This is a genomic window from Nocardioides ginsengisegetis (assembly GCF_014138045.1).
Classification (GTDB): Bacteria; Actinomycetota; Actinomycetes; order Propionibacteriales; family Nocardioidaceae; genus Nocardioides; species Nocardioides ginsengisegetis.
The window spans coordinates 3234162-3252300 of the sequence record NZ_JACGXA010000001.1 but is presented as its reverse complement, the minus strand read 5'-3'; the positions used below and the strand labels follow the sequence as shown (position 1 = coordinate 3252300).

The following is an 18139-nucleotide window of genomic DNA, read 5'->3' as shown; positions in this document are numbered from 1 at the left end:
CACGCGGTCGTGACTGACTTCAACCTCTCCCCGGATTCGCGGCTGATCCCGCAGGCCACGATCGCGGTTGCGGACGCACGCTAGGCGGCAGATCCGGGCGTATCCTCACGCTCCGACCCGTCTACGACCCGGATCGCGAGCCAGTCGCCTATCTGGCGAGCCATGGGACCTGGGACCACCGGCGCTCCCGTAGCCTTCCTCTGTTTCGCCTGCCTGACCGACCCGATGAACGCCTCTGAGTGATCTGGAGTAGTCGTGAGCGCAACGGTGCCGAACCCGCTGGAAGTGCTCTCCCTGCGCGAACTGCAGAGGCGGACGAGCATGAAGTGGCGCGTTCACCCTCGCGACGTACTGCCATTGTGGGTGGCCGAGATGGACGTACTGCTCGCCGCACCTATTGCTGATGCCCTGCGTGACGCCATCGACGCCGGGGACACCGGATATTCGGCTGGTGAGGACTATGCAGTTGCCGTGAGCGCCTTCGCCTCGACCAGGTGGGGCTGGGGAGGGTTCCCAGCGGAGACCGCTTCGATCGTGCCCGACGTGATGATGGGAATCGTCGAGGTGCTCCGGTTGATCACGGAGCCAGGCGATCCGGTCATCGTCAACGCTCCCGTCTACCCGCCGTTCTATGCGTTCGTCAGCCACGGCGGCTGGCGAGTCGTCGAATCCGGCCTCACCCCCGTGGGACGCATCGATCTCAACGAGCTCGAAGGCGCCTTTCGCCAAGCGCGAGCATTGAGTCCTCGCGCCGTCTACCTGCTCAGCAATCCGCACAACCCGACCGGGGCAGTGCATACCCGCTCCGAGCTGGAGAGTGTTGCCGCGCTGGCCGAGCAGCATGGTGTTCGTGTGATCGCCGACGAGATCCATGCACCTCTGGTCCTGGCTGGCGCCAGATTCACGCCCTACCTGTCCGTGCCGGGCACCGAGGACGCGTTTTCGCTGATGTCGGCTTCGAAGGCATGGAACCTCGCTGGCCTGAAGGCCGCCCTGGTGGCGGCCGGGCCTGTGGCCGCTGCGTCGGACCTGGCACGGATTCCGGAGGAGGTCAGTCACGGGCCGAGTCACCTTGGCGTCATCGCCCACACAGCGGCATTCCAGCACGGGGGCGTCTGGCTCGACGCGCTGCTGGGCGGACTGGACGCCAACAGGAGGCTGCTCGGCGAGCTCCTCTCCGAACACGTTCCCGAGGTTGGTTACCTCCGGCCCGAAGGCACGTATCTCGCTTGGCTCGACTGCCGAAGTCTAGGCATTGACACACCAGCGAGCGGCGGCACAGGCGCAGTCTCCGACCTTGCGGGTCCAGCACGATATTTCCTGGATCATGCACGCGTCGCACTGAGTTCTGGGCACGTCTTCGGAACCGGCGGGAGCGGACATGTCCGCCTAAACTTCGCGACCTCGACCACCATTCTCACCGAGGCGATCACTCGCCTCGGAGAGGCCTCAACTGGTCGACCTTCCTAGACAGCGTGTCGTCTCCGGCCGACGCCCAGCCATACCCGACCCCGACCCCGCAGTCAGCGGCATCGGTGACGGTTGTCCGCTTCCTCGACGGCAAGCTGATCAAGGTGCGCCAGTGCCGTGCTCCCGCCTACGTCGTGCACCTGATGGGTCTCAAGGTTCCTCTCATATCCCAGTGCGAGGTCTAGCTGCGGTGAAGGATCTCCGCGTGCGCTTTATCGGCGGAGGGCGTCAACTGGCTTCGTACGACCACCGTACGCGCGGCGGCATCGGGCGATTGCTGGCTCGACCCGGCATTCAACGTTGGAATCACCGGCGCGAGCCCTTCCTGCCGGTAGCGAGGACATCAGAGTCACAGCCTGAAGGTGGTCGCTGAACTCCGACTACCAGCGACGTCGCGGACGGGGTCCGGATGCCTGCTAACGCACACCGAGGCTCGGTCGAAGGTGCGTGTACCCCCTGCGTACCCCCGATGTTCAATCTGTGCGATTCCAAGAGTTGCTGGGCTTCAATCCCGAGCGCTCGGGAGGCGGGCAAGTGCGGGCTCCGGCCATTCGCAATGAGAAGGTCAGGGGTTCGAATCCCCTCAGCTCCACCACCAGACCCAGGTCGCTGACCTGGGTCTTTTTCGTTCCCGCGGCTCGGCAGCTTCGTCATGGCTCCCGGCCCCCCATCGTGCCCCCTCGCGTGGCTCATCCGGGCCATTGCCGATCTCGGCCGGCCAGCAGGAGCCTTGGGTGATTGGTCCGAACTGGAGGAAGGCAGCGACCTCATGAAAAGGGCATCTCTCTCGCTGGCGCTCACCGTGGTCCTCGGGCTCACCGGCGCCGGCCTCGCAGCACCCGCATCCGCGGCCGGCGGAGCGCTGGCCGGCACGTGGACGTCAGTCGACACTGACGGAAGCGCCCAGACCTTGAGCATCGTGGGCTCGGGAAGGCACGCCTACTCGGTGATCTACTACGACGAGTCCGCCACGAGCGCGTGCGGCGGCAACCCCGCCCTGGTCACCGGCCCGGGCTTCGTGGACGGCAACGACCTGGTCACGGCCGGGCCTCTCGTCTGCCTGCCGGGCGGCAACGTGTTCAGGTCACGCATCACGCTCGGCTATGCCTACGACGCCGGCAGCGACACGCTGACCGACGACTTCGGGATCGTCTGGCACCGGGCCTGACGGGGTCACGGCCCCGGCGTCGACACCACGCGTGACGCGACGACGAGCCCGGCGGCCCACCCGGGCGCGCGCCCGTGGGCCGGGGGCTCGAGCGTGTTCATGTCGTGGCCGCTGCTCGCCAGGAGCCACGAGACGAGCGAGTTGGAGTTCCACATCTCACCGGCGCCGAGGTCGTCCCGGCCCCACGTCGCGTTGGGGAACGACGGCAGGAGGGCGAGAAGACGCTGCGCCCGGCCCGGATCGGTGCTCAGTCGCTGGGGGCTGTCGACGGCCTCGTCCACGTCCGGGATGACGCCGTTGCGCCAGCAGTGCACCTCGTAGCGGAACATCCGCGAGCGACCCAGCCAGCCCAGCCCGACCGGGCCCTCGCACACCACGCCGCGGTCGGGGTCGTCGAGGCTCCACACCGGGGCCATCTCGATGACGAACGCCTCCGACCCGAGGCACACCTCGAGCGCCGCGTGGTAGAGGTCGCACCGCTCACGTCGCTCGAGGTGGGCACTGACCCACTCGAAGATCCGCCCGTTGGTCCGCACGCAGTGCGTGTTGTCGCCGGCGCCGAGCGGCAGCCAGTAGAGGTCGACGCTCGCGGAGGTCGGCTGCCCGTCCGTGACTACAGCCAGGTGACGAGGCGTACGACGGTGCCGCCGGTCGACGAGCGCAGGTGCACCAGGTCGCACAGCTGGTGGGCGAGGTAGACGCCGCGGCCACCGGTCCCGTCGAGCGGTGGGGTCTGGCGGCCGACGAGCGCGTCGGTGATGACGCCGTCGTCCTCGAACTGCGCGACCATCGCACCCGGCTCGCGCCACAGCCGCAGCACGCCGCGGCCGCCGCCGTGCTGGATGCTGTTGACCGCGATCTCCCAGCCGGCCACGGACAGGTCCTCGATGCGCTCCTCGGTGACGCCGCAGGACGTCCCGAAGTCCTGGAGGGCCGTGCGGACGAGGCCGGCCGACGGCGCGTCGTAGGCGAGCGTCCGGGCGTCCGCGGGCGGCGCGGGCAGAGGAGCGGCGAAGGTCCGGTCGACGAGCAGCCCGTCGTAGAACGGCGTGGTCGTGAAGCCGTCGTGGTCGTAGCGCAGCGGGTGGGTGCGCAGCGACTCCGCGACGACGTACGCCGGGAGCCCGGTGATGTCGTAGGGGCAGACCAGCAGCCAGCCCGGGCCGCCGTCGAACTGCCGATTGAGCAGCAGCTCGTGCAGCCGGCACTCGTCGAACTCCTCCGGGCGTCGTCCCGGCCACGCCGGCTCACCCACCCCACGCATCGCCCTCCCGGCCTCCTCGCCGAGGGACACGAACTCGGCCCAGAGGGCGATGATGCGGGCCGGGTTGCTCCCGGCCTCCGTCATGTCCAGCCACTCGACCCGACGGGCGTCGTCACCCAGGGCGTCGCGCAGCTGGGCGAGACGCTGGGTCGGCTCGGCGACCAGGACGGCCTCGTCGCGCTCGACGCCGTCCCGGACGAATCCGCCGACCAGGTCGAGGAACTCCGCGTCGTCGCGGTAGCACAGCGTCGCGTGCTCGAAGCGGGGCATGGCCTCGTGTGCCAGGGCGCTCATGCCGCGCTCACCCCCGGTGCGGGGTCAGGGCAGGCCGCGCACTTCTGGAGAGGGCCGCTGGCCGCCGAGTGCCCGGTTGCGACCCGGGGAACGCGCACCCTTCGAGAGTAGTCCCGATGTGCGGGGGAGTCACCCGTTGGGACCACACCAATCAAGGCCCGGATGGCACGGATGTGCCGGGGGTTCCCCGCGGGGCGCGGCCGGGGGATAGGCTGGGTGCAGCAGCGACCCTCATCTCGAGGCTCGCAGGCCCCACGCTCATCGCGGACCATCGGTTCCGGGATGTCGGTCTCCATGTCAGGTCCCGGAGATCGGGTGGATCGAGTAGCGCCGCCGGACCGTCTTCCTGGCTCAGTCCGCTCGGCGTCTCGTCGCTCCCGGTCGCGGGGCTGCCTGCAGCGCTGCTACCGGCCGTGGCGTGGCGCCACGGCATCCGGAGGAGGAGTCTTGGCTCGACGAGGCCAGCGTCAGGGGGGCGGTGTCCGCACCGCCCCGCGCAACCAGCGGCGTGCCCGCAACCTCGACAACGAGGGCGTCATCCCGGTCCTCGCGCGCGCCGTGCGCGAGGTCGAGGCCGGGGCCCAGCGCGGCCCGGTCAACCCGTCCGGCCGCGCCACCTTCCAGGCCCTGGCCCAGCTGGTCCGCGAGGAGCGGGCTCGGGTGAAGGCCGACGAGGAGGGCACCGAGGCGCACCGCGCCGAGCAGCTCAAGCGCCTCGACGGCATCGCCACGATCATGGCCAAGACCGCCGCCCGCGACACCTCCCTGCTGCAGCTCCTCGCCGAGGACGCCGTGGTCACCGAGTCGGCCCGCTCCCGCAAGCGCGAGATGCTCAAGGCCGCCGGCATGGAGCCCACCCCGGACCCGGTCGCCCCGACCGAGCCCAGCGCCGCCCCGCCGCAGAACGAGAAGCGCGTGCTGCCGCAGTCCGTGGTCTCGCGCCAGCTGGCCAACCCCTTCCTCGTCCCGGACTTCAGCGCCGCCGAGCAGCAGCCCCGGCCGCGCACCGGCCGGCTCGCCTCGTGGGAGCTCCTCGGCCCGCTCTTCCGCTCCTTCGAGTACGGCGGCTCCTCCTCGTGCATGCCGCTGCCCGAGCCGACCTCGCTCCGGGCCCCCGGCGGCCACGAGCTGATGCCCCACCAGGCCGGGGTGGTGGCCGCGGCCGCCAACGGCCACCGCACCTTCCTGCTCGCCGACGAGCCCGGCCTCGGCAAGACCGCCCAGGCGCTGCTCGCCGCCGAGGCCGCCAACGCCTACCCGCTGCTGGTCGTCGTCCCCAACGTCGTCAAGACCAACTGGGCGCGCGAGGCCGGCATCTGGACCCCCAACCGCACCGCCACCGTCATCCACGGCGACGGCCACACCATCGACGGCTTCGCCGACATCGTGGTCGTCAACTACGAGGTGCTCGACCGCCACGTCGGCTGGCTCGGCGACTTCGGCTTCCGCGGCATGGTCGTCGACGAGGCCCACTTCATCAAGAACAAGACCTCGCAGCGCTCCCAGCACGCGCTCCAGCTCTCCGAGCGGATCCGCACCCGCACGGTCCGCCCGCTGCTGATGGCGCTGACCGGCACCCCGCTGATCAACGACATCGAGGACTTCCGGGCGATCTGGCAGTTCCTCGGCTGGATCGACGACAAGAAGCCGCTCCCCGCGCTGATGGCCGCGCTGGAGGAGACCGACATGACGCCCGCCGACTTCGGCTTCTACCCCGCCGCGCGCAACGCCGTCATCGACATGGGCATCGTCCGGCGCCGCAAGGTCGACGTCGCCGCCGACATCCCGGCCCGCCGGATCGCCGACCTCCCGGTCGAGCTCGACGACGAGGCCGGCCGCTCGATCCGGGCCGCCGAGCGGGAGCTCGCGCGACGTCTCGTGCACCGTTACGAGACCGCGCTCGCGACCCGCACGTCCGGCATCACCGTCGAGGGCATCGACCACGAGCTCGTACGCCGCGTGGCGACGTGGGAGCGCGAGGACACCACGACGACCAAGTCCGACGAGAACGTCTTCACGATGATGCGGCGGATCGGCCAGGCCAAGTCCGGCCTCGCGGCCGACTACGCCGCCCAGCTGGCCCGCAACGTCGGCAAGGTCGTCTTCTTCGCCAAGCACATCGACGTCATGGACGCCGCCCAGGAGCTCTTCGACAAGCGCGGCATCCGCTACTCCTCGATCCGCGGCGAGCAGTCGACCAAGGTCCGCCAGAAGAACATCGACGACTTCGTCAACGACCCCGACGTCGCGATCGCCGTCTGCTCGCTGACCGCCGCCGGCGTCGGCCTGAACCTCCAGGTCGCCTCCAACGTCGTGCTCGCCGAGCTGTCCTGGACCGACGCCGAGCAGACCCAGGCCATCGACCGCGTGCACCGCATCGGCCAGGCCGAGCCGGTCACCGCGTGGCGGATCATCGCGGCCCAGACGATCGACACCAAGGTCGCCGAGCTCATCGACAGCAAGGCCGGCCTGGCCGCGGTCGCCCTCGACGGCTCGGACGAGGAGATCTCCTCCTCCGCCGACGTCCAGCTCGAGGCGCTCGTCGCCCTGTTGACCGACGCGCTGACCGAGAAGCTGGGCCTGGGCGCGTGAGTCAGCCGCCGAGGAGCGCGAGCACCTCGGCGGTCGGGCGGACGTCGCCGAACGAGCGGTAGACCGTGTGCAGCGTCGCGTTGTGCGTCGCGTCGTCGACCGCCGCGCACGCGTCGGCCACGAGCACGACCCTGTAGCCCAGCGTCGCGGCGTCCCGGACCGTCGACTCCACGCACACGTTGGTCACCGTGCCGGTCACGATCACGGTGTCGACCGACCGCTCCGCCAGCAGGTCGTGCAGGTCGCACAGCCCCGGGAAGAACGCGCTCGGCACGCTCTTCTCCACGTGCAGGTCACCCGCCTGTACGCCGGCCTCCGCGGCTGGTTCGCCCCCGGACGCGGCGTACAGCGTCGCCACGTCCGCTCCGTAGAAGGCCACGGCCGCGGGTGTCGGCGGGCCGGACGTCGGCCGGACCCAGGCCACGACGCCACCGGCGTCGCGCACGGCCGTGGACAGGGCGCGGACCTGGGGCAGGATCCCGGCGCAGTAGGGGTTCTGCTCGACGAAGAACGGCACCACGTCGACCACGACCAGCGCGGTCCGGGCCGGCACGATCGACTCGTGGGCGAAGCGGCGACCCCGCCGGGACTCGTGCCGGGCGTACTCCCGCGGCGCGATCCGCCACTCGTGCAGCACGGCGCTCACACCCTCCGCGAGGACAGGATCCGGGTGACCTCGATCCGGATCGCGACCCGGCTCGGGTTCTCGCGGGGGACCTTGTAGCGCGCGGCGTACATCGCGACCGCCCGCGCCACCGACGCCGGGTCGGCGACGACCACGCCCGTGCCCTCGAGCGTCGACCAGCGGGCCCGGTCGACCTGGCACGCGGCCACCGGCCCCGGCGAGGCGAGGTGCGCGGCCTTGCGCGACGAGCCGCCGGTGATCACCCAGGCGCAGCGCTCGTCGCGGTCGAGCGCGACGCCGACGGGCACGACGTGCGGACGTCCGTCGGGGCGGATGGTCGTGAGCGTGCACAGGTGCCGCTCGGTCCAGAACGCCAGCAGGTCGGGCGGGAAGTCGTCCCAGTCGGGGGTCCACGAGGTCACCGGCGCCATGGTGCCACCGGCTACCGTCGCCGGCATGCAGCCCTTCGTGCGTGTCCTGTCCGCCGGCCTGGACACCGCCCTGGACCGGACGGTCGCGCCCGGCTACACGCGGGTCGGTCTCGCCGTGCGCCGGCACCTGCCGACCTGGCCCGCCGACCCGACCCTCGGCTCGATGGCCGGCAAGGTCGTCGCGGTCACCGGCGCGACCTCCGGGCTCGGCCTCGCGACCGCCGAGGGCCTCGCGGCGCTCGGCGCCGAGGTGCGGCTGGTGGTGCGCGACCCCGACAAGGGCGGCCGGGTCGTGCGCCAGATCGCCGGCCGGGTCCCGGGCGCCCGGCTGCACGTCGACCGGTGCGACGTGGGCGACCTCGACGACGTACGACGCTTCGCGGGCGAGCTCGACGCCGGCCGCCTCGACGTGCTGGTGCACAACGCCGGGGCCATGCCGCCCGAGCGCACCGAGTCGGCGCAGGGCCACGAGCTGACCATGGCGCTGCACGTCCTCGGGCCGGTGCTGATGACCGAGCTGCTCCGCGACCGGATGGCCGGCGGCCGGACGGTGCTGGTGACCAGCGGCGGGATGTACGGCCAGCGGCTGCGGGCCGACGACCCGGAGTACCTCACCGGCGACTACTCACCCACGACGGCCTACGCCCGGAGCAAACGCGCCCAGGTCGAGCTCCTGCCCGTCCTGCAGGACCGCTGGGACGGCATCGACGTGCACGCCACCCACCCCGGCTGGGCCGACACCCCGGGCGTCGTCGACTCGCTGCCGACCTTCCACAAGGTCACCGGGCCGCTGCTCCGTGACGCTGCGGGCGGCGCCGACACCACGGTCTGGGTCGCGGCCGCCGAGCCGGCCCCGCCCGGGGGACTGCTGTGGCACGACCGGCGCGCCCGGCCCACCCACCTGCTGCCCCGCACCCGCACCGACGCCGCCGAGCGCGACCGGATGTGGACCTGGGTGGAGGAGAGCCTGGGGCTCTAGACCCAGCGCTGGAACCAGATCCGGTCCAGCCACTCTGAGTGGGTCAGGAGCTGGTTGGTGAAGATCGGCCAGAACCACGCGAAGTTGATCAGCGCGATCACGAAGTAGGACCCGGCCGCGATCACCCCGGCCGTGCGCCGCGGCGAGGGCTGCGTCGAGGTCCCGATCATCTTGCCCATCGCCAGCGTCAGCGCGAGCACCACGAACGGCAGCGTCACGACCTCGTAGAACAGGAAGATAGGCCGGTCGTCGTACTGCAGCCACGGCAGCCAGGTCGAGGCGGTGCCGACGACGGCGATCCCGAAGCGCCAGTCGCGGCCGCCGACCCAGGTCGCCACGGCGTAGAGCAGCGCGAGGATCCCGGCCCACCAGATCGCGGGGGTGCCGATCAGCAGCACCTGCCGCAGGCAGTCGCTGTCGGGCGAGGCGTGGCAGCCCTGGGTGCCGGGCTTGATGTCGACGTCGGCGGCGACGCCGACCGGCCGGTTGAGGAGCAGCCAGCCCGACGGCTTCGAGGCGTAGGTGTGCGTCGAGTCGTTCAGGAAGTGGGTGTGGAACATGTAGACGTCGCGGTGGTAGTGCGCGAGCGAGTCGAGCGACTGCACGACCTCCCCGAATCCCGAGGCGTCCTTCTGGTCCCGCGTCGGCCAGTCCTTGCCACCGGCGTAGTGGGTGTACTGCGTGGCCGACAGGTGCGTCTCGTACTCCTGGGCGTGGATCAGCCAGCCGGTCCACGACGCGACGTACACGACCAGGGCCACCATCACGACCTGCACGAACGCCGGGATGCCGTCGACCACGGCCGCCTTCAGGACCGGCCAGCGGACGCCGAACGAGCGCCGCGCGCCGGCGCTCCACAGCCAGGTGAGCACGCCGAACGCCGCGAGCGGGTAGGCCGCCTCCCACTTGCTGCCGAGCGCGAGACCCCAGGTGATGCCGCCGAGCAGCAGCCACGGCCGGAACAGCACCCGGCGCACCGGACCCCAGCCGCCGCCGGTCACGGGCTCGGGCTGGAGCCGGGCGATCCGGGCGCGCAGCCAGAAGCGGTCGTTGACCAGGCAGGCCACCCCGCAGAGCACGAAGAAGGCGACGAAGATGTCGAGCAGCGCCAGCCGGGACAGCACGAACTGCAGGCCGTCGAAGCTCAGCAGCAGGCCGGCGACCAGCCCGAGCGCGGTCGAGCCGGTGATCCGGCGGGCCAGCCGGCACATCACCAGGATCATCAGCGAGCCGACGACCGCGGCCGCGATCCGCCAGCCGAACGGGTCCATGCCGAAGGCCTTCTCGCCCATCGCGATCAGCCACTTGCCGACCTCGGGGTGGACGATCATCGACGGACCGTCCTTCCACTGGTCCATGGTGTGGCCGTCGAGGATCTGCGCGTTGGCGTTGGGCTGGTAGTCCCGGACGTAGCCGAAGTGCGCCAGCGACCAGGCGTCCTTGGCGTAGTAGGTCTCGTCGAACTCGAACTCGTGCGGCGACCCGAGGTGCCACACGCGCAGGAAGAACGAGAAGAGCATGACCGCGATCGCGGACGCCCAGCCGACGACGGGGTCCTCGAAGTCCACGGCGGCCCGGGCCCGGACCCACGCGGAAGGGATCGCCCGGCGGGCGGTCGGCGCGGGGGTCGTCACGGGGGTGAACAATACGTCCCTGCCATGATCGGTCCGTGACTCCCGAACCCGGCGTGCTCGTCCTCGCCGCGACCCCGATCGGTCGCGTGGGCGACGCCCCGCCTCGGCTGGCCGAGGAGCTCGCCACCGCCGACGTCGTGGCGGCCGAGGACACGCGCCGGCTCAAGCGGCTCACCTCGGACCTCGGGGTCACGATCACCGGTCGCGTCGTGTCCTACTTCGAGGGCAACGAGACCGCCCGCACGCCCGTCCTGCTCGACGCTTTGCTCGCCGGCGAGCGGGTCCTGCTCGTCACCGACGCGGGGATGCCCAGCGTCTCGGACCCCGGCTACCGGCTGGTGGCCGCCGCGGTCGAGGCCGACGTGCTCGTGACCGCCGTGCCCGGTCCGTCCGCCGTGCTCACCGCGCTCGCGGTCTCCGGGCTGCCCGTCGACCGGTTCTGCTTCGAGGGCTTCCTGCCGCGCAAGGCGGGCGAGCGCTCGCGCCGCCTCGCCGGGCTGGCGAAGGAGGAGCGCACGATGGTCTTCTTCGAGGCGCCGCACCGCACCGAGGCCGCGCTGGCCGCGATGGCCGAGGCCCTCGGCGGCGACCGGGCGGCCGCGGTCTGCCGCGAGCTCACCAAGACCCACGAGGAGGTACGCCGCGGGCCGCTCGACGACCTCGTGGCGTGGGCCGCCGAGGGCGTGCGCGGCGAGGTCACCATCGTCGTGTCCGGGGCCCCGGAGGCGGCCGGTGTCGCCAACGACGCGGCCAGCCTGCTCGCCGCCGTCGCCGACCGCGAGGGGTCCGGGATGCCCCGCAAGGAGGCGATCGTGGAGGTGGCGAAGCTGGCCGGCGTGCCCAAGCGCGAGGTCTACAACCTGGTGCACGGGGCATGAGCGGGCGCGTCACGTCGTACCTCCACGACGGGCTGACCTTCGACGTCCGCGACGAGGGGCCGCTCGACGGCACCCCCGTCCTGCTCCTGCACGGCTTCCCCGAGCGCGCCAGCACCTGGCGGCACGTCGCACCGCTCCTGCACGCGCAGGGCTTCCGGACCGTCGCGCCCGACCAGCGCGGCTACTCGGCCGGCGCCCGGCCGCGTCGCCGCCGCGACTACACGCTGCCGCTGCTGGTGGACGACGCCGCGGCCCTGATCGCCGAGGTCGGCCGCCCGGTGCACGTCGTGGGGCACGACTGGGGCGCCGCCGTCGGCTACCTGCTGGCCGCCGAGGGCCCCGAACTCGTCCGCACCCTGACGGCCGTCGCCGTGCCGCACAATGCGGCCTTCGCCCGGGCGATGACGCGGTCCCGCCAGGGCCTCGCGTCCTGGTACATGCTCGCCTTCCAGCTGCCGCGGGTCCCCGAGCTGCTCGCTCGGCGGGCCGGCGGGCCGATGGAGCGGGCCTTCGCCGACGGCGGCATGACGCCCGAGGAGATCGCGACGTTCCGCCGCGAGATCGTCGAGCAGGGCGCGCTGACCGGGGCGCTGAACTGGTACCGCGCGATGCCGTTCACCCGACCCGGCGCGGTCTCTCGGCGGGTCGCCGTGCCGACCACCCTGGTCTGGGGCGACGCCGACTCCGCGGTGCTGCGGTCCACCGTCGAGTGCACCGCCGACTGGGTCGACGGCGACTACCGGCTCGTCGTGCTCCCCGGCGTGAGCCACTGGATCCCGACCCAGGCGCCCGAGGAGCTCGCCCGCCACGTCCTCGAGAGAATCACCGCATGAGCGTCGACCGCCCGACCCGCGCCCGCGCCGGCACCGAGGAGAAGTCCGGCAGCCGCCGCGACCGCGAGCGCCCGCCGGCCCCCGAGCCGCTGCCGCACCCGGTCGTGGACAACCACTGCCACCTCGACATCGCCGACGCCGACCACCCCGACGGCTGGTTCTCGACCGAGGAGGCGCTGCGGGCCGCGGCCGCCGTCGGCGTACCCCGCATCGTGCAGATCGGCTGCGACCTCCCGGGCGCCCGCTGGGCCGTCGAGGCCGCCCGCACGTACGACGCCCTCGTCGCCGGCGTCGCCCTGCACCCCAACGAGGCGCCCCGCCACGCGGCCGCCGGCACGCTCGACGAGGCGATGGCCGAGATCGAGGCGCTGGCGCAGGCGCACGACAAGGTGCGCGCCGTGGGGGAGACGGGGCTCGACACGTTCCGCACCGGCGAGGACGGCCGGGCCGCCCAGGAGGAGTCGTTCCGCCGCCACATCGACCTGGCCCGGCGCCTCGACAAGACCCTGGTGATCCACGACCGCGACGCCCACGACGACGTGCTGCGGATCATCGACGAGGAGGGGGCGCCCGACCGTTGGGTGATGCACTGCTTCTCCGGCGACCCCGACGTCGCCCGGGCCTGCCTGGACCGCGGCGCGCACCTGTCCTTCGCCGGCACGGTGACGTTCAAGAACGCCCAGCCGCTGCGGGACGCGCTCGCGATCACTCCGCAGGACCGGGTCCTCGTCGAGACCGACGCCCCCTACCTGACGCCGACGCCCTGGCGCGGACGACCCAACGCGTCGTACCTCGTGCCGGTGACGATGCGGGCGATGGCCGAGGTCCGCGGCGAGGACCTCGAGGCGCTCTGCGCGGCCGTCGACGCCAACACCGACGTTGCGTTCGGCGGGCACTGGTAGACGGCGAGCACCGATTATCGGACGCTTTTTGCCATCGAGAGCCTGCTCACGTTACTCGTCAGTCGGGTCCCGCTGAGTTGTCCACCCCGCTGACGCGTGGTTATGGTCGTGTGCTAACGGCCGGGATCGGGATCGATCTGACCAGTGCTGGTGGCCGCCGCAACGTCGCGGCAGCCCCGCTTCACCACACCCCCGCACACGCACGGACCGCCCCTGGGCGGGTCGCGCCGCGCGGATGCGCTGGCACCCGAGGCCCGGGGAGTACGACGTTCGGAACACTGTGCCCAGCAATGAGAACAGCAAGCTCGCATCCCTGACCCAGCGGCTCACCAGCAGCCGCCCCCTGATGGTCGCCCTCGCGTCCGTGGTGATCCTGGCCGTCGCCGGAACCACGATGGGGTACGCCGCTCTCAGCAAGTCGGTGACCCTCAATCTCGACGGCAAGTCCGAGAATGTCACCGCGATGGGCTCCACCGTCGGCGACGTGCTCGACGCCGAAGGCATCGACATCGGTGAGCACGACATCGTCGCTCCCAGCCTGGACGAGAAGGTGACCGACGGCAGCCGGATCACCGTCAAGTTCGGCCGCCCGCTCGACCTCGAGGTCGACGGCAAGAAGCACCACTACTGGGTGACTGCCACCGACGTGGCCGGAGCCCTCGGCGAGATCGGCCAGCGCTTCCTCGGCGCCGACCTGTCCACCAGCCGTAGCGGCTACATCCGCCGCGACGGCCTCCACCTCGAGGTCGTCACCCCCAAGACGCTGCACGTGAAGATCGGCGCCCACAAGTGGGCCAAGCGCACGGTCACCGCGCTGACCGTCGAGGACGCCCTCGACGAGCTCGGCGTGAAGGTGCAGAAGCACGACGAGACCGCGCCGGCCAAGCAGCACGTCCTGCACGACGGCGACAAGGTCGTCTTCACCGACGTCCGCGTGGTCCGCAAGCACGTCGACGGCGAGGCCATCGATTTCGGCACCGTCAAGCAGGAGGACTCCTCCATGCTCGAGGGCGACTCCACCGTGGTCCGCTCCGGCCAGACCGGCCTGCGCAACGTGACCTACCGGCTCACCTACCGCAACGGCAAGCTCGCCGTGACCAAGGTGCTGCACCAGAAGGTCCTGCGCGACCCGGTCGACGAGATCCTCAAGGTCGGCACGAAGTCCGCGGCACCCGTCTACTCCAGCGGCGACTCGGTCTGGGACCGGATCGCGGCCTGCGAGTCGGGCGGCAACTGGGCCGCCAACACCGGCAACGGCTACTACGGCGGGCTGCAGTTCAACCTCAGCACGTGGCAGGCCTACGGCGGCGTGAGCCGCCCGGACCTGACCAGCCGCGAGTACCAGATCAGCATCGCGGAGAAGGTCCGCGACGCGTCGGGTGGCTACGGTGCCTGGCCCGTGTGTGGGGCACAGGCCTGAGCCTCCACCCCGCCCCCTACGCTGGGCGCCATGTCTGACACCTCCGCCGGCCCGAGACTCCTCGGGCCGGCGGACGTGCGTCAGCTCGCCGCCGAGCTCGACCTGCGTCCCACCAAGCAGCGCGGCCAGAACTTCGTCATCGACGCCAACACGGTCCGCCGGATCGTCCGGGAGTCCCACGTGACGCCCGCCGACGTCGTCGTGGAGATCGGTCCCGGCCTCGGGTCGCTGACCCTGGCCCTGCTGGAGGTCGCCGGACGCGTGGTCGCGATCGAGGTCGACCCCAAGCTCGCCGAGCGGCTCCCGGCCACGATCGCGGAGTACGCCCCCGGCCAGGCCGACGCCTTCGAGGTCGTCCTCGCCGATGCCATGCGCATCGAGGAGGTCCCCGGGCCACCCCCGACCGCGCTGGTCGCCAACCTGCCCTACAACGTCTCGGTGCCGGTGCTGCTGCACATGCTGACCCTGCTCCCGTCGCTGGAGAAGGGGCTGGTCATGGTGCAGGCCGAGGTCGCCGACCGGCTCGCTGCCAAGCCCGGCTCCAAGGTGTACGGCGTCCCGTCGGTCAAGGCCGCCTGGTTCGCCGACGTGAAGCGGGCCGGCTCGATCGGCCGCAACGTCTTCTGGCCGGCCCCCAACGTCGACTCCGGGCTGGTCGCCTGGACCCGGCGCGAGCCGCCCGCCACCACCGCCACCCGCCAGCAGGTCTTCGCCGTCGTCGACGCCGCCTTCGCCCACCGGCGCAAGGCGCTGCGCGGCGCGCTCCGGGAGCTCGCCGGGTCCGCCGAGGCCGCGACCGCGGCCCTCGAGCACGCCGGCGTCGACCCGATGACCCGCGGCGAGGCGCTGCCCGTCGAGGCGTTCGTGAAGATCGCCGAAGGACTGATGCTGCCGTGACGACGACCGTCCGGGTCCCCGCGAAGATCAACCTCCACCTCGGCGTCGGTGCGCCGCGCGAGGACGGCTTCCACCCGCTGGTGACCGTCTACCAGGCCGTCGGGCTGTACGACGACCTCACCGCCGCCGAGGCACCCGACTGGCGCTTCGGCATCACCGTCGCCGACCACATCGAGCCCGGCAGCGTGCCGACCGACGGCGACAACATCGTCGACCACGCGGCCGACCTGCTCGCGGCCCACCACGGGATCGAGCGGACCGGCGACGTGCTGGTCACCAAGGCGATCCCGGTCGCGGGTGGGATGGCCGGTGGCTCGGCCGATGCGGCCGCGGCGCTCGTCGCCCTCGACCGGTTGTGGGACGCCGAGACGTCCGACGACGACCTGCTCGGCCTGGCCGCGCAGCTCGGGAGCGACGTACCTTTTGCGCTGTTCGGGGGCACCGCCCTCGGTGTCGGGCGCGGCGAGCTCGTCACGCCGGTCGTCGACACCGGCACGTGGTGGTGGGTCGTGGTGCCGTCGGCCGAGGGGCTCTCGACGCCCGAGGTCTACCGCCACTTCGACGAGCTGTTCCCCGACGCCCCGGCCGAGCCGCCCGCCGCCGACGGCCTGCTCGCGGCCCTGGCCTCGCGCGACCCGCACCAGCTCGGCGCGCTGCTCCACAACGACCTCCAGGCCGCCGCGTGCGACCTGCGCCCCGACCTCGAGGCGCTGATCGAGCGCGGCGAGGCCGCCGGCGCGATCCGCGGCCTGGTCTCGGGCTCGGGCCCGACGGTCGTCTTCCTCTGCGAGTCCGGCGACCACGCGCGCGCGGTGGCCGGCTCCCTCGACGAGAGCGTGGTGCTCGTGGCCAACGGCCCGGTCGCCGGCGCGCACGTCGTCCACTACGACACCTCGGGTGACCCGCGCTGATGGCCAACCTCCTCAACCTCGAGCGCGTCTCCAAGTCCTACGGCGTCCGCCCGCTGCTCACCGAGGTCTCCCTCGGCATCGCGGTGGGGGAGCGGATCGGCATCGTCGGCCGCAACGGCGACGGCAAGACCACGCTGCTCGAGATCATGACCGGGCTCGAGGAGCCCGACACCGGCCGGGTCTCGCGCACGCGCGGCCTCCTCGTCGGCTACCTCCACCAGGGCGACGAGCTCGTCGACACCCACTCGGTCCGCGAGGCCGTGCTCGGCGGCATGTCCGACCACGAGTGGGCCGCGGACCCGCGCAGCCGCGAGATCGTCGAGGTGCTGCTCGCGGGCGTCTCGCTCGACCGGGCCGTGCTCGGCCTCTCCGGTGGCGAGCGCCGCCGCTGCTCGCTGGCCGCCCTGCTGCTCGGCGACCACGACCTGATCGTCCTGGACGAGCCCACCAACCACCTCGACGTCGAGGCCGTCGCGTGGCTGGCCGCCCACATGGCCCAGCGCACCTCGGCGATGGTGGTCGTCACCCACGACCGCTGGTTCCTCGACGAGGTCTGCCAGTCGACGTGGGAGGTCCACGACGGCGTCGTGGACGCCTACGAGGGTGGCTACGCGGCGTACGTCCTGGCGAAGGCGGAGCGCCAGCGCCAGGCCTCCGCGTCGGAGACCCGTCGCCAGAACCTCGCCCGCAAGGAGCTGGCCTGGCTGCGCCGCGGCGCGCCGGCCCGTACGTCGAAGCCGAAGTTCCGCATCGACGCCGCCAACGCGCTGATCGAGGACGTGCCGCCGCCGCGCGACCGGCTGGAGCTGCAGAAGTTCGCGACCCAGCGGCTCGGCAAGGACGTCATCGACGTCGAGGACGTCGACCTGGCCCGCGGCGAGAAGAAGCTGCTGTCGCACGCGACCTGGCGGCTCGGCCCGGGCGACCGGGTCGGGATCGTCGGCGTCAACGGCGCCGGCAAGACCTCCGTGCTGTCGCTGATCTCGGGTGAGCTGGCGCCGTCCGCCGGGCGCGTGAAGCAGGGCCGGACCGTCGCGATGCAGCACCTCACCCAGGCGCTGGACGACCTCGACCCCGAGGGCCGGGTGCTGCCGACGGTCGAGTCGATCCGCCGGGTCACCAAGACCCTCGACGGCTCCGAGCTGACCGCCACCTCGATGCTGGAGCGCTTCGGGTTCACCGGCGACCGGCTCACCGCCCGGATCGGTGACCTGTCCGGTGGCGAGCGCCGCCGCTTCCAGCTGCTGCGGCTGCTGCTGACCGAGCCCAACGTGCTGCTCCTCGACGAGCCCACCAACGACCTCGACATCGACACCCTCAACGTCCTCGAGGACTTCCTCGACGGCTGGCCCGGCACCCTCGTCGTCGTCTCCCACGACCGCTACTTCCTGGAGCGGGTCACCGACTCGATCTGGGCGCTCCTGGGCGACGGACAGATCTCGATGCTGCCCCGCGGCGTCGACGAGTACCTCGAGCGCCGCGCCGAGGGGGCACTGGGGGGCACTCCCAGCACGCCGAGCGGGCAGTTGGGGGCACTCCCAGAGGACCGAGCGGGCACTTCGGGGCAGTCCCAGCCCGCCGCCCCCGGGGTGAAGGCCGGCTCGGCCGAGGAGCGCGCGGCGCGCAAGAACCTCGCCCGCCTCGACAAGATGATGGAGAAGCTCTCCGCCCGCGAGACCGAGCTGAACGCCCAGATCGCCGAGCACGCCCAGGACTACGAGAAGCTCGCTGCGCTGAGCGCCGAGCTCAACGAGGTCACCGCCGAGCGCGAGGAGCTCGAGCTGGAGTGGCTGGAGGCCGCCGAGGCACTCGAGTAGTGCCTCGGATCGCCCTCTCGTCGA

16 protein-coding genes are annotated in these 18139 nt (G+C 72.0%); 11 read left to right on the top strand and 5 right to left on the bottom strand.

Translation table 11 applies throughout. The features are described 5' to 3' along the window. The first annotated feature begins 255 nt into the window (after window positions 1–255). Window positions 256–1470 (top strand): MalY/PatB family protein, encoded by a 1215-nt coding sequence (locus FB382_RS15695; protein WP_343055634.1) that lies wholly within the window; start codon window positions 256–258, stop codon window positions 1468–1470. 769 nt (window positions 1471–2239) lie between these two features. Continuing rightward, window positions 2240–2638, top strand: a complete 399-nt coding sequence (locus FB382_RS15690; protein ID WP_182540645.1) for a hypothetical protein — start codon at window positions 2240–2242, stop codon at window positions 2636–2638. A 5-nt stretch (window positions 2639–2643) separates the two neighbouring features. On the opposite strand, the gene FB382_RS15685 is transcribed toward FB382_RS15690, so the two are convergent. Together FB382_RS15685 and FB382_RS15680 are read right to left on the bottom strand one after the other, a co-directional pair. Continuing rightward, entirely contained in the window at window positions 2644–3174 is a 531-nt protein-coding gene (locus FB382_RS15685) for a hypothetical protein (protein ID WP_343055633.1), read from the bottom strand. A 77-nt stretch (window positions 3175–3251) separates the two neighbouring features. Beyond that, a complete protein-coding gene (locus tag FB382_RS15680; RefSeq protein ID WP_182540643.1) occupies window positions 3252–4196 on the bottom strand; it encodes a sensor histidine kinase in 945 nt (314 codons plus the stop codon). A 447-nt stretch (window positions 4197–4643) separates the two neighbouring features. On the opposite strand from FB382_RS15680, the gene FB382_RS15675 reads away from it, so the two are divergent. After that, the gene (locus FB382_RS15675) at window positions 4644–6788 is read left to right on the top strand and encodes a DEAD/DEAH box helicase (protein ID WP_125038395.1); all 2145 of its coding nucleotides are present in this window, start codon (window positions 4644–4646) and stop codon (window positions 6786–6788) included. A 1-nt stretch (window position 6789) separates the two neighbouring features. Here the strand turns inward: FB382_RS15675 and FB382_RS15670 are convergent, their stop codons facing one another. Then, complete coding sequence (locus FB382_RS15670; protein WP_343055632.1) at window positions 6790–7434, bottom strand: cysteine hydrolase family protein; 645 nt, start codon at window positions 7432–7434, stop codon at window positions 6790–6792. Continuing rightward, window positions 7431–7835 carry a pyridoxamine 5'-phosphate oxidase family protein gene (locus FB382_RS15665; protein ID WP_343055631.1) on the bottom strand — a complete coding sequence of 135 codons (405 nt, stop codon included), beginning with the start codon at window positions 7833–7835 and terminating at the stop codon, window positions 7431–7433. The genes FB382_RS15670 and FB382_RS15665 overlap by 4 nt, the downstream gene beginning before the upstream one ends. 34 nt (window positions 7836–7869) lie before the next feature. On the opposite strand from FB382_RS15665, the gene FB382_RS15660 reads away from it, so the two are divergent. Next, on the top strand, window positions 7870–8823 hold the full coding sequence (locus tag FB382_RS15660; protein ID WP_220481375.1) for an SDR family NAD(P)-dependent oxidoreductase: 954 nt from the start codon (window positions 7870–7872) through the stop codon (window positions 8821–8823). Here the strand turns inward: FB382_RS15660 and FB382_RS15655 are convergent. Continuing rightward, complete coding sequence (locus tag FB382_RS15655; RefSeq protein WP_343055630.1) at window positions 8820–10457, bottom strand: dolichyl-phosphate-mannose--protein mannosyltransferase; 1638 nt, start codon at window positions 10455–10457, stop codon at window positions 8820–8822. The genes FB382_RS15660 and FB382_RS15655 overlap by 4 nt on opposite strands. A 35-nt stretch (window positions 10458–10492) precedes the next feature. Between FB382_RS15655 and rsmI the strand changes: the two genes are divergently transcribed. From rsmI to FB382_RS15620, 7 genes are all read left to right on the top strand, one after another. Continuing rightward, window positions 10493–11335 (top strand): 16S rRNA (cytidine(1402)-2'-O)-methyltransferase, encoded by an 843-nt coding sequence (gene rsmI / locus FB382_RS15650; protein ID WP_343055629.1) that lies wholly within the window; start codon window positions 10493–10495, stop codon window positions 11333–11335. Further along, a complete protein-coding gene (locus tag FB382_RS15645) occupies window positions 11332–12168 on the top strand; it encodes an alpha/beta fold hydrolase (RefSeq protein WP_182540639.1) in 837 nt (278 codons plus the stop codon). The genes rsmI and FB382_RS15645 overlap by 4 nt, the downstream gene beginning before the upstream one ends. After that, a complete protein-coding gene (locus FB382_RS15640) occupies window positions 12165–13070 on the top strand; it encodes a TatD family hydrolase (protein ID WP_182540637.1) in 906 nt (301 codons plus the stop codon). Before FB382_RS15645 ends, FB382_RS15640 begins: the two co-directional genes overlap by 4 nt. A gap of 280 nt (window positions 13071–13350) precedes the next feature. Beyond that, window positions 13351–14490 (top strand): resuscitation-promoting factor, encoded by a 1140-nt coding sequence (locus FB382_RS22590; RefSeq protein WP_343055628.1) that lies wholly within the window; start codon window positions 13351–13353, stop codon window positions 14488–14490. A gap of 30 nt (window positions 14491–14520) precedes the next feature. Next, window positions 14521–15387, top strand: coding sequence for a 16S rRNA (adenine(1518)-N(6)/adenine(1519)-N(6))-dimethyltransferase RsmA (gene rsmA, locus FB382_RS22300; protein ID WP_125038390.1), 867 nt, complete (start codon window positions 14521–14523; stop codon window positions 15385–15387). Then, window positions 15384–16298, top strand: a complete 915-nt coding sequence (locus FB382_RS15625; RefSeq protein WP_125038389.1) for a 4-(cytidine 5'-diphospho)-2-C-methyl-D-erythritol kinase — start codon at window positions 15384–15386, stop codon at window positions 16296–16298. The genes rsmA and FB382_RS15625 overlap by 4 nt, the downstream gene beginning before the upstream one ends. Beyond that, window positions 16298–18115 carry an ABC-F family ATP-binding cassette domain-containing protein gene (locus tag FB382_RS15620; RefSeq protein WP_182540635.1) on the top strand — a complete coding sequence of 606 codons (1818 nt, stop codon included), beginning with the start codon at window positions 16298–16300 and terminating at the stop codon, window positions 18113–18115. Before FB382_RS15625 ends, FB382_RS15620 begins: the two co-directional genes overlap by 1 nt. Window positions 18116–18139 lie beyond the last annotated feature (24 nt).